9 protein-coding genes are annotated in these 9,456 nt (G+C 49.3%); 1 reads left to right on the forward strand and 8 read right to left on the reverse strand.

Going from position 1 to position 9,456, the window contains the following annotated elements:
• Window positions 1-66: 66 nt before the first annotated feature.
• The 8 genes from VMT62_00005 to dctP all read right to left on the reverse strand — a co-directional run bounded on the left by VMT62_00005 (window position 67) and on the right by dctP (window position 8,720).
• Complete coding sequence (locus VMT62_00005; protein ID HVN94788.1) at window positions 67-687, reverse strand: hypothetical protein; 621 nt, start codon at window positions 685-687, stop codon at window positions 67-69.
• Window positions 684-1,472, reverse strand: coding sequence for an energy-coupling factor transporter transmembrane component T (locus VMT62_00010; GenBank protein HVN94789.1), 789 nt, complete (start codon window positions 1,470-1,472; stop codon window positions 684-686). Before VMT62_00010 ends, VMT62_00005 begins: the two co-directional genes overlap by 4 nt.
• Window positions 1,456-2,823, reverse strand: a complete 1,368-nt coding sequence (locus tag VMT62_00015) for an ABC transporter ATP-binding protein (protein ID HVN94790.1) — start codon at window positions 2,821-2,823, stop codon at window positions 1,456-1,458. Before VMT62_00015 ends, VMT62_00010 begins: the two co-directional genes overlap by 17 nt.
• Window positions 2,820-3,530, reverse strand: a complete 711-nt coding sequence (locus tag VMT62_00020; GenBank protein HVN94791.1) for a radical SAM protein — start codon at window positions 3,528-3,530, stop codon at window positions 2,820-2,822. The genes VMT62_00015 and VMT62_00020 overlap by 4 nt, the downstream gene beginning before the upstream one ends.
• A gap of 57 nt (window positions 3,531-3,587) precedes the next feature.
• Entirely contained in the window at window positions 3,588-5,762 is a 2,175-nt protein-coding gene (locus tag VMT62_00025) for a TonB-dependent receptor (GenBank protein ID HVN94792.1), read from the reverse strand.
• Between the two features lie 147 nt (window positions 5,763-5,909).
• Window positions 5,910-6,752, reverse strand: a complete 843-nt coding sequence (locus tag VMT62_00030) for an energy transducer TonB (protein ID HVN94793.1) — start codon at window positions 6,750-6,752, stop codon at window positions 5,910-5,912.
• Between the two features lie 41 nt (window positions 6,753-6,793).
• Entirely contained in the window at window positions 6,794-7,210 is a 417-nt protein-coding gene (gene nikR / locus VMT62_00035; GenBank protein HVN94794.1) for a nickel-responsive transcriptional regulator NikR, read from the reverse strand.
• Between the two features lie 472 nt (window positions 7,211-7,682).
• On the reverse strand, window positions 7,683-8,720 hold the full coding sequence (gene dctP, locus VMT62_00040) for a TRAP transporter substrate-binding protein DctP (GenBank protein HVN94795.1): 1,038 nt from the start codon (window positions 8,718-8,720) through the stop codon (window positions 7,683-7,685).
• A 459-nt stretch (window positions 8,721-9,179) separates the two neighbouring features.
• On the opposite strand from dctP, the gene VMT62_00045 reads away from it, so the two are divergent.
• Window positions 9,180-9,456 (forward strand): hypothetical protein (locus VMT62_00045; GenBank protein ID HVN94796.1); only part of this gene is annotated, 277 nt, incomplete at its 3' end.

The raw sequence follows: 9,456 nt of genomic DNA on the forward strand, positions 1-9,456 counted from the left end.
TGTTCCATGATGCAAACGACTTGCTATTCTCCTCTTGGAGTGGGGCATCACTGTCCCGACCAAGCATCATAATCCGCCATGCCGGTATGCACTGAGAATTGGTCTGCTTAATGCAAAACCGATGAGCGCTCCCAGGCCTGAGCCGAGGACCCCTTGCAGTGTCTGAACAAAGACGTACCACGACGCGTAATGGATATGCCAAATATAGGGTGCAGAAACGAGATAGAAGTAGAGATACATAACAAGCCCTCTGAGAAGACCCGCGAAAACCGCATTTGTCCTTGTGTTCAGATAACCTCGGGTAAAAAGAAAATAGGTTTCCAGTGTCGCACCGGCAAGAACCGCATAGGGCCACCAGAGGGGATTAATTCCCCTGGAGATGATCTGGGATAGCAGGCTGTGCCCCACAATGACAAGCATTGCTGTTCCCGGTTTGGGAACAACCCTTATGCCTATGAAGAGGACTGCGGTAAAAGGAACAGAATAGACAAAAGCTTGGATAAAAGGTATGCGACCAAGCCCAAGCTTGAAAGGAAGCCCTGCCACATAGAGCAGGCTGGAGAAGAGCGCAATTGTGACCAATTCGTGAGTCTTAATTACGTGAATCACCTTGTGTTTCAGCTCCAGATAAGAAAGTGCCAGTATGAAAAGCGCAATAAGCAATACGGATACGAGAAAAGCGTTCATCGATAAAACCTGTATATAAGCGCCGTCCCAATTATAAGGACAAAAGCGCACAGCATGCTGTAGTCAAGCCACGCAAATCTGAGTTCTTTGGACGCAGACCGTCTCCCCGTAAATCCTCTCACCTCCGCCGCAATAGAGATTCTTCTTGCCTGCCGCAGACTATCAATTATCAGCGGTACCACAAGGTATCTGAAACTCTTGAAACTCCCGCTGATCCCTTTACATCTTAACCCCCGTAATCTCTGCGCGATTATTATGCGCTTCGCTTCTTCAATGAGAACCGGCAGGAACCTCATGCTCACCATCAGCATAAAAGCAATCTTTTCAGGTACTCCAAGCTTTCTGAGTCCCAATACCATGTCCGAAGGATGCGTGCTCATGACAATCACCATGCTCAAGACCGTGGCGGATGACAACCTCATGGACTGAATAGCGCCATAGATCAAACCTTCCTTGTAAACGGATATGCCTCCGGTGAATCGGCCTATAAAGCCCGATCGCTTGCTTAAAAACGTAATCAGAGGCGTTCTCGGTTCAAAATAATAGAAGAAACCCTGTGAGACCATCGTAGCAATCACTATAACTGCCAGCATGCGCAGCGTTATCTTGATATACGAACCGGGGGGCGTGACGGTGACGAAACAGAAGAAGATGAGCATAAAGAGCAGAAGAAGGCTCAGTGGCTCGTTAAGAAGCACGATGAGAGAGGCGCTTCCGATACTCAAAAGAACTTTTGTTCGCGGATCGAGACGATGAAAGAATGTGTTCTTAGCGAGATACTTCATCGATAACCCTGCCATCCTTGATCCCAATGATTCTTGTGGCGTATTCCCGTGCCATCGGGTGATGCGTTGAAAATATAACGGTCTTTCCGCTATCCGCCAGTTCGGAGAGGAAGCCAAGAAGACTTCGCCAGCTCTCCTCATCAAGCCCGGTTGTAGGCTCGTCAAGGAGAAGCACCTGCGGATCCAGTGCAAGGACAGACCGAACGGCAAGCATCTGTCGCTGTCCTCTCGACAAGCTATGGGGATGTTTCTTTCTCAGGTGGGTAAGGTTCGTCGAAACAAGATATTGCTCGATATCAAGCTTCCTTCCGAGCTGTTTCGGCCCGAACATGATTTCCTCTTCTACGGAATTTGTGAAGAGCTGCTCGTCCGGATTTTGGAAAAGGAAACCCACCTTTCCTGTACCATCTTTGAGAGTCGGATTCTCCAAAGCACAGATCTTAACCGTGCCCTTAAAGGGTTTCAGAATTCCGGCCATGATCTTGAGAAGTGTGGACTTTCCTGAACCGTTATCACCACGCACTGCCACCAATTCGCCCCGCCGTATCCGTAAATCGATGTCTTCCAAAATGAGTCGGTTCTTGTCATATTGGAAGAAGACGCTTTCGAGTTCTACATCGAAGGCCCTCTCTTCGCAGGTTGACATGTTTTTCGGTTTAGTCCACGCCGGTTTATCCATCGTCAAACCTTCAACTGTTCTTCCCTGCTCGAAGGTGATCACCCTGTCAGCTATGGGCACAAATTCTTCGTAGCGGTGTTCTGCGAGTAGAATTGTGTGACCCATCTTTTTCAAGGCGAGGATGACTTCCAGGAATTCCCGTCTTCCTTTGGCGTCAAGATCTGCGGTCGGTTCGTCGAAGAGAAACACCGCCGGGCCCATGGCGTATATGGAACTGATGGCAAGTCTCTGTTTCATACCACCCGACAGGTTCATCGTATCGGCCTGGCGTAGGTTAGTAAGCCCCATATCTTTCAAAGCCATATCTCTCCTCCGCAACACCTCTTCCCGGGACATCATCAGGTTTTCGCAGCCGAAAGCAACGTCATCCTCGACTTTCAGCATGAATATCTGGCTTTCGGGATTCTGGAACACCGTTCCCACAACCCTTGACAGATCTACAATGGACGTTTCATAGGGACACAGACCGTTGATGCTGATGTCTCCACGGATGGCTCCGGAAAGAACGTGAGGTATCAACCCGTTCAGGCAATGCAGAAAGGTTGACTTACCGGAGGCGGATGCTCCCACAAGGAGCACCAATTCGCCGTCCTGTAGGTCCAGGCTCACGTTCTCAAGCGCCGGTTGATCTGCTTCCGGATAGGTATAGGTTAAGTTTCTGACTCGTATCATCTTTGTAGATTATTGCTGAAGAGGTCGATTATTCCTGTATAATCCTGCGCTTTAGGATCTGAAAAAACAACGTTGTTAAGAACATCGCTTACAGATTCTGCTACCTCCTGCAGCTCTTCATATCGAGGTTTGCGATACTTGAAACCATCAACCGGCATATATCCGATTATGCGATAGGGAATATTCTTGTCTATACCACCGATAAAGTGCGCGATCTTTCCTATTTCTTCCTGATCTATCAAGCCGGGGATAAGCACGCTGGATACGCTCACAGCAACGCCATTTTCATGAAGAAACTTGAGATTCCGGAGGGACGTTTCGTTGGACTTGCCCGTGTAACGCCTGTGCAGATCGTCGTTTAAGGCCTTGATAGAAAGGGAGACGTGCTCGAGACCAATCGTCTCGGGGAGTATGTACCCGTTCGTCATAAGGCGCACTTCACAGTCGAACGTTTCATATAAGGTCTGCGGCAGGACTGAGTATTCTCGGTTCTCCACAGCCTCACCGCTGATGAGAATGACGGTTTGTGGAGACACAGGCTTGAGGGTATCGAGAACCTCATCGAGCGTAAGCAGTTTTAGCTCTGTCAAATCAACCCTGGGGTATATCTTTTTCCAGTAGCAACCGAGACACCGAAAATTGCATCCTATAAAATAGAGGCTACACGAGTTCATCACGGGGTTGTAGGTTATTCGGTGAATGTTCATACCTTTACTTCCTCCTCTTCATAGACCAGCATTTACCCCATTCAGGTCTTTTATCCCCTAAAACTTTACCGTAAGTGTACCGAACCATTTTCTACCTGGCGCCTGATAGTAGGTAAAGTAGTTCTTATCGAGGATATTGTTCACAGCGAGAGAGACCGATACAAACGATTTGATCTGATAGGCCACCTTCGCATCAGCTATAAAATAAGGGTCATAGGACGTGTAGACGCCGCTTGTCGTGTCGCTGTTTGTATCGGTGCCATATCTCTTGCTTACGTAACGACCGATAAGGCTCCCGCTCCACGATTTCCAGGTAAGATCGCCCCCTGCGTTGAGCATCTCTCTAGGCACCTGCGCAAGCTGGCTGTCCACCGCGCCGGGGTTGATGCTGTCCCTCAATAGCGTGGCTTTATTGTGCGTGTAATTGATGAAAAGATGCAGCCAGTTGTCAAGCCTTTGCTCCAGAGAGAGTTCGAACCCGCTGATGTCGGCCTTACCCACGTTGATTTTGTAAACCGTAATGGGGTCGGCGTTGTACTGGTAGATCAGGTCGTTCACGTCGTTATCGAAATAGGTGCCCTTAAAGGTACCCCCCTTCCAGAGTTGCTGTTCCCCGCCTATGTCCCAGGAGGTGGTCGTTTCCGGCTTGAGGTACGGGTTCGAATTATACGTCACCCCGGAGACCGACCTCCAAGTCCTGAAAAGATCATATATGGTGGGCGGCCTGAAGGCCTGACCAAGGGACGTCCGGAAGACTGTGCCTTCGAAGGGGGTATAGACGAGCGCACCTTTGGGGCTGAAATAGGAAGAAGTATTGGAAGAAAAATGTTGGGGAAAACCCGGGGCGCCGATGGTGTTGGCGAAGCCGTCGAATACCCGCCACCAATCTGCCCTGACGCCCAGGTAAGCAGTGAGGGGTTTGGCGATGTGGATCTCGTCCTGAGCGAAAAGGGCGTAGCTCGTGTCCCTACCCCCCGACTCGTCGAGAATCTGCGTTTTGCTGTACTCGTCCCTCCAGGAGCCCAAATTCCACTCGGTGGTGCCTTCCCAGTCGTATCTGTAAGATCCCCCGACGGTCAGGATATGCTTCTCAAACAGGGGCCTCGTCGCCTGAAGGTCGCCGAAGTAGGAGGTGGAAGGACTCGAGCTGAGCGTGCCCGGTCCGCCTGTGAGAACAGTTGCCGACGTGGAGCCCGGGGTGATGTACCAATTATCTCCCTGCTTGGCCATGCCGAAAAAAGCCTTGGCCTTGGCGTCCCCCAGTTCCGTCTCGTAGCCTACCTTGTAGGTGTCAGTGCTCATGCGGCCTGGGGCACCGACGAACGTAGCCTGGCCCACGGTTCCGTAGCTGAATATGGGTTGGCCAGCGTTGTTCACGAGGTATGTGTTCGGCGAGCCATAGTCGTACTCGTAGGTCGTCCTGTAATAGGCAAAGTTCAGATGGGACGTGGGCGTTATGTCGTAGGCAGCCTTGGCGGTGATGCCTTCATCCCACCAGCTGTTGTTGCCCTTGTCGCCAATGAGGTAGCGGGTTGCATGGGCATTGCTCAGGGTCGGTGACCATCCGGTGATGCCTGAGGGCGGCTGGCTGCTCTGCACGTCGAAGTCTGTAGGGTAGCCACGGGTGGTCCGATACCCGTAGCTCACGAACACGGAGAGCTTGTCCTTATATCGGTTGCCGTACGAGCCATAGGTCCGCCAGTAATCGTCCGTACCGTACGTTCCTTCCAGCTTGATTTCCTCTTTTTCCGGCATCTTGGTGAGAATATTGACAACGCCGCCCATTGCATAGCCGCCATAGAGGCTCGAAAAAGGGCCCCGTATCAGTTCCATCCGTTTAATGTCTTCTGGGTTCATACCGCCGTACTGCACGTTGCCGGTGTAAGCGCTGTTGAGCGGCATGCCGTCGAGCAGAATTAGCGTGCGCTGCTGACCTGGCATGCCCCGGAGGTTGATGCTTGCATTGGTATCTGTGAGCCCTTTACCGCGCGTATCGAAGATACCAGGCAGCGTGTTGATGGCTTGGTCCGGGGCAAAGATAGTCCTCTCCTCGATCTCCTTATTCGTGACAACACTCGTGGACGCGGGGGCCAGGGATGCCTGAGTCTCGGTCCTCGTCGCCGTGATGACTATCTCCTCGAGGTTCAACGGCTCCTTTTCCTGTGCGCATAAAGGCAGGGCGAAAAGTAATATAATGAATAATATAGAGTATCCCTTTAACATCAGTGTCATCCTTCCTCCTTTTTTTGCACCTCCTTTCATGATAAGATGAATTTGGAGGTGGGGTATAATGAAGTTTAAAAAACGTACAGGCTTCCTGCCAAGGTTGTCACCTGTATGTTCTGGTACGATCCCACCTCCTTCTTATGAATCCGGCTTTCACTCGAGCCGAAAAGTAATCGGAATAACCAGCTGAGCCCTGACCGGCGGTTTGGGGAAAGGCTGTATTTCCCGAATGGCCCTCATCACCGTTTGGTCAAAGACTTCGTGACCAGAGCTTTTTACCACGCGTATGTTATCTGCCTTCCCGTCTTCCATTACCGTAAAGGAAACAGTTACCACACCTTTCCACCCCATTGTTCTCGCAATCGAGGGATACTTCAGGTTCTTGAGGATAAGCTCCCTGATATAAGCAAACTGTTGTTGTAGATATAGTGCGCTCAAACTGTTTGTTTCCCCGTGCCCCGGTCCGCCTGTTCCAGAAGCGCGTTTACCGTCTGAACCGGAACCTTCCCCGGCAGAGTCCGCACTATGCCCGGCTCCCTTAGTACCGAGACCGTACTCGTCTCTCGGTCTTTCACTTGATACGGATAGTTGATTATCGTGCAGGGTAAGGGAAGTCACTGGTGTGGGGTCAGGTTTTTGTGTTTCCATTTGTTTAGAATCTATCGTTTCACTGAGATGTACGTTTTTCGCAAAAAGCTCATCAGGCGAGGCTTGGCGAGTGACTTCTGTCTGTCCGGTAACGCTTCTATATTCATCATGTCTTATTCTTGAAGCACGTCCATCTTTCGCTCTGTTCATAACATTTGGCTTGGCGCTCCCCGCTCCCGGTCCTTCATCAGTAAGGTAGACAACAAGTGGTCTGAGATGCCTCAGCGTATCGGTTCCCACGAGCATGATTGCAATCGTAATAGCAAGGGCATGAACGAGAAGGGAAATCAGAAAAGCTTTACTGAGGTCCCCATCTCTTCCTAACCCAAAGGTAATCTGTGATGCCACTTTTTCTCGCTTCGTGCTACGATGTGGCAAAAAAATATTACTCACTCCAGGTCCTTTCCTACAGTGGACATGCTCAATGTTCCGTTCTTTATTCCCCTTACGGCTTTAAGCGTATCGGCCAGTATTCTTACGTAATCTGGTTTTCCTCTTACGGCAATGATTTCAAGGCAATTGTCGTGGTCTAAGTGTATATGCTGCGTACACATTATCATCTTCTGGTATTCATGCTGGATATCTGTAATCTTGGCCAGCAGATCCTTTTTGTGGTGGTCGTATACGAGGGTTATTGCACCGGCTACGTCGTTTCCCCGAATCCATTCTTTTTTTACTAATTCGTTACGTATAATGTCTCTTATGGCTTCCGAACGGTTCGTATAGTTCTTTTCTCTTATGATGTTATCGAACTTTTCAAGCAAGCTTTTTTCTAATGAAACACCAAATCTGACGATTTCAGACATAGCGATTCCTCGGATGCTACGAATCAGTAATTTGTAGCACACGCAATGCGTAAAGTAAATCAAATTTGTGTCGGTGCGGAGTTTTTTTGCCAGAATGTCGGTTAGATAGTCGAGTACCACCGGAAACCTGCAATGGCTCCTTTATATGCAAAACTAAGCATTTCAGGCAATAACTATTACCAAATGAAATCTTGTATCTTACAAAATATAGGCAGGGTGTAGATTACAGGAAGGAAGCGAGTGCGCGTTCCACCTACGAATTATTAGTCAGCAAGACTTTTGGAGATAAGGATTATCGCTTGAAATCTGGTATAGCCGTACGGATTCTCGCCTGAAGACTTCAGTCAAATAAATGAACATTTTTCCTGTCCCAGCCCATCTTCTCTGCTCACAAGGCGACAAACTGCGCGTTGCTTCGCTACCCAACCCCTAAGCTGACCGGCGCTTTCTTCGCGGATCCTAAATGTCCTTCCTATTTTGCCGTTTCTATGAGGCGCCGCGTCTCACTGAATATCTGGGTGCCAGGCAAGCCTTTTGCATCCAAATCCTTGGCAGCTTTCAGGGCCTCGACCTTTACGGCATCGTTGAACTTTTGCATATCCTCCTTGGAAAGAGTGATGAACTCTACGCCCGCTTTTTTGGCGATCTGGAGACCGTCATCGCTGATCTTATTCAGAATCCGGTCCGCATCGTTACCCCACCATTCGATATTCTGTTCGAAGATCTTTCTAATGTCAGGCGGCAATTTATTGAAACTGTTTATGTTCATAGCTCTCTGACACGAATAGGGCTGATAAATATTCAGCATAGTGACGTACTTCGCCATTTCTTCGAGATGGAAGCTGTCAAATGCAAGGCCCGGCATCATGACCCCATCGATAATGCCTTTCTGCAAGCCGACGTATATGTCCGATGAAGGCATCTGGACGATTTCGGCGCCGAGTGCGGCGAACACGTTGGAGTAGTCCCCGTTTGTTCTCAGTCTCATGGCCTTAAGGTCCGAGAGTTTACGGACAGGCTTTCGAGTGATGAGCTGCATCGGCGCATTGCCGCTCCATGCCAAGGCCTTGAGCCCTTTGTATTCCTGTTCGATTTGAGGGAATTTTGCCCGTACCGCTTCGCCGACCCGTTTCGCAACCTGTTGATTCGTTACGCCGTAGTAAAAGAGAAAAGTACCCTTGGTCAAGTAATAACCGCTCTTTGCAAAGAGAGGAGCTATCTCGGCAACATCGGCAGCGCCCTGGGCCAACTCCGTGTGACCTTCCGCTGCATCGATCACGGTTCCTGCCCAGAACGCCTTAAAGTGGACACGTCCGCCTGTGTCCTTTTCTATCTTCTCCATCCAGTCCTTATTGGGCTGCTGAACAGGCATTTCAGCTGCAAAAGGTGAACCGAATGTGAGTTCAATCGGTCTCGCCTGCTGGGCGATAGAAGCGTTGGACGGAAGAAATACAAGAAACCACACAACCAGTGAAGCAACGATATAAGAACCTGCTTTGAATCTCTCCATCTTGCCCTCCTTGATGACGGTTAACCATGGCCTCTGTATCTTTATGTCGTGATGAATCGAAACAAATTTCCGGACATTTTGATTTGCCCTATAAGATTGTCCCACTCGCAGGGTTAGCCTTTCTACAAATGACCATACGCTAAAAAAATATATCAGCAATAACGTGAGTCTTTCGGTCTTTCAAGCTATCTACAGCTCAATATATTCGACCTACCTTTCCCCAATACTACACCCATCCACCAAGAGATGACAAGTCCTTTTTCTGTAGGTAAGAAGATCAATTACGAATCGAAGGGTGGGATGGCACGATCAGCGAGCCAGCGGACAGAGTCGACTGCGGGCCCAGTTGAAGGTGGTTGAACAAGAGAAAGATATAAAAACAGTAATCTTTTCTCAAATCCTAGTTCAAGATAAATGGGTCATCAAAGATAACCCTGTCTATCCTAAGAAAAAGGTAGTATGGAAGGAGAGTTAAGAAGTAAGGTATATACCATACGCAAGGACACTGTCGAGAGGCCTTGCCCTTTCTATTTCAAAACCGCTGAGTACCAGTCGAAAGCTGCGATGCTGTCCGAATTCTTGAAAATCAACCTTACAGGAAGGAAGGGGAAGGACAGTTGCGGTAGAAGGATCAGGGATTGGAGCCTGCCCTTTATAGGAGTTATTTATAATATTATGGACGTCCCGGCCCCTCTGTCCTTATGTGTCCCTCTGTCCGAACCATTTACGCAAGCTC

The sequence above is a fragment of the Syntrophorhabdaceae bacterium genome (genome assembly GCA_035541755.1).
Taxonomy (GTDB): domain Bacteria; phylum Desulfobacterota; class Syntrophorhabdia; order Syntrophorhabdales; family Syntrophorhabdaceae; genus PNOF01.

Excerpts from the sequence above, each read along its gene's own strand:
- VMT62_00005 (HVN94788.1), bottom strand. The coding sequence starts at position 687 with ATGAACGCTTTTCTCGTATCCGTATTGCTTATTGCGCTTTTCATACTG.
- VMT62_00025 (HVN94792.1), bottom strand. The coding sequence starts at position 5,762 with ATGACACTGATGTTAAAGGGATACTCTATATTATTCATTATATTACTT.
- VMT62_00010 (HVN94789.1), bottom strand. The coding sequence starts at position 1,472 with ATGAAGTATCTCGCTAAGAACACATTCTTTCATCGTCTCGATCCGCGA.
- VMT62_00020 (HVN94791.1), bottom strand. The coding sequence starts at position 3,530 with ATGAACATTCACCGAATAACCTACAACCCCGTGATGAACTCGTGTAGC.
- VMT62_00015 (HVN94790.1), bottom strand. The coding sequence starts at position 2,823 with ATGATACGAGTCAGAAACTTAACCTATACCTATCCGGAAGCAGATCAA.
- nikR (HVN94794.1), bottom strand. The coding sequence starts at position 7,210 with ATGTCTGAAATCGTCAGATTTGGTGTTTCATTAGAAAAAAGCTTGCTT.
- dctP (HVN94795.1), bottom strand. The coding sequence starts at position 8,720 with ATGGAGAGATTCAAAGCAGGTTCTTATATCGTTGCTTCACTGGTTGTG.